Annotated in this window: 1 protein-coding gene; it reads right to left on the bottom strand. The window is 34.5% G+C overall.

Going from position 1 to position 2,247, the window contains the following annotated elements:
- Positions 1 to 144: 144 nt before the first annotated feature.
- A partial coding sequence (locus AADI82_RS14975) for an SGNH/GDSL hydrolase family protein (protein WP_341217213.1) occupies positions 145 to 2,247 on the bottom strand: 2,103 nt, incomplete at its 5' end.

Genomic DNA, 2,247 nt, shown 5'->3' with positions numbered 1-2,247 from the left:
GTACCACCGCTAGGAACGCCTAATCCATTATTCCCTGTTTCGCCTTTTGCACCAGCGTTACTTACTACGCCACCAGTTATTCTAACTTGTGATGTGGCACAAAACGATATTATTAAGGCGATATATAAAATTATATTTTTCATTTTATAAGTTGTTTTTTAAAATTTCGTAAGTTTTTTTATAAGCCTTGCGTTCTGCTAAATCTGATGGATGCAAATTGTCTGTAAAATCTTCGCTAGGTAATGTCGTTTCTAAAGCGTTTAAAAAATTAGTGTTTAAATCAATTATTTCAACTCCTAACACATTAGCCACCTCTTTATAATTAGTTAAAATAGGTGCTAGGTTTGTGTTGTGATTTTCAAAACCTGAATTAGCATAAGAGTTTCCTTTAAACGGCAATGCAAAATATATTTTACAATTTGGTGCATGTGTTTTTATGCGCTTATAAGCCCAAAATAATATGCCGTAAATTTCCTCTTTATTTAAAGAGACTAAACTGGTTTGATAATCTGTTATTGTAGTCGCTAAAGTTCCAGATACTCGACTTCTAAAAGCATCATTTGTACCACCACTTAACACAACTATATCTGGCACATATCCTTCTGCAATCATTTCTTCAATTTGATTTGAAACCACGTTATCGTGAGACGAACCACTTGGTGTTCCATCTGAAACTACTGCGGTATCATTCCAATCGGTTAATCCTGCGCTTCCTGTGCCGTAATTTCTAACAGTTGCTTCTTCGTCTTTCCAAAACTCGTCCATAAAACTGCCAGGGCTTGCGGTTGGATTAGACGCATCCATAGTGCTATCGCCAAAGGCAGCTATTTTTTTAGCTTTAAATTTGTTTATCGGGTAATCGTAATCTACACCGTTAATAGATTTTATTCTAAAAGGCTTGGTTTCTTGCGTAAAATATTCACCTAAATTAATGCGCATGTTTACTTTAAGCCTATCTTTGTCTAATCTTGAACCACCCCAAGTAGATGCATTGTCTTTAGTCCATAGCAACACATAAAAATAAGCTGTTGAGGCATTTAATTTATGTTGCTTATAGGTTTGGTTTAGTACGTTTGGTATATAGCTTGCTATTTCAGTATCGCCACTATCAAACTCTACGATTAGTTTTCTTGTAGTGCTGTATAAATTAAAGCCATCGTAAATACTTACCCACTCGCCCCCTGCAACATCTATTCGTAAATAGGTTTCTGCATAAGCACTTTCTGAGCCACTATACGGTAATAGATTATCAACTTCTAAAAGATTGTCGGTGGGTTCAGTAATAACCTCTGGTAAATCATCAAAATAAGGCTTGTAAGGTGCGTATGTACCATACATTGTTTTATTTGATGAGGCGTTAAAATTAGTATCGTAATCAGAAAGAATAATAGCATCTATAGACGTTGTTACTTTTCTGTTGACATCCATAATTACATAGCCTTTAAATGGCATGTTAAAGTTTACAGTTTTGTTTGTTCCAAAATATTGCTCAGTAGCTATATATGTGCCATCTGTTTGAAACTTTTGTATAAAACCATATATATCTGAGTCAATACCATATAAAGCATAATCACCACTATCTAAAAATATCTTACCAGACACTTTTTCGCTTGCTGTAGGCGGTGTAATAACTTCACTTGTATTATTAGCTATATAACCATCCTGTAAATCTGCTTTGTTAAAATAATTAAGTGTATTATAACCCTTTAAATACTCTAAAGCTTTTTTAGTTTGATGATCTAAAGCAATACCATCTACTACGCCATCAGCTCCGTTTTGTCCATCTGCTCCAACACCACCTCCTGAATCTAGTTGTGTTTGTAGATCATTTATAGCCGCTTGTAAGTCTGTATTTGTTTGATTACCTGCTGGCACATTTATAATATCAGCAGCAGTTAATGGTGGTGGGATGGAATCACTAACAAAAATATCATCAGTTAAAGGATGATTATAATTTGTACCAAATTTAGCATAATATTGAGCTTTAGTACCACCCCAAAATATTGGTTTAATAGGACTGTCATCATAAACTCTAATAACATCTTCTGTAAACTCTAAAGCCGATTCACCAGTATTTACCCTTGCAAATTTACCAGCACTACCTGTAAAGTTAGCTGGTGTGTCTGTTAAATTTTCGAATGTTGTATTAGGTAAATTAGTTAAAGCAGAGCCATCACCTGTAAAAGTATTAGCTACAACATCACCAGTTTTGTTTACTGTAAAAGTGTCTACTCCATTATTTTGCCC

The organism is uncultured Wocania sp. (genome assembly GCF_964021735.1).
Lineage (GTDB): Bacteria > Bacteroidota > Bacteroidia > Flavobacteriales > Flavobacteriaceae > Wocania_A.
The sequence above is the reverse complement of the archived record's forward strand: the minus strand, read 5'-3'. Positions and strand labels throughout refer to the sequence as shown.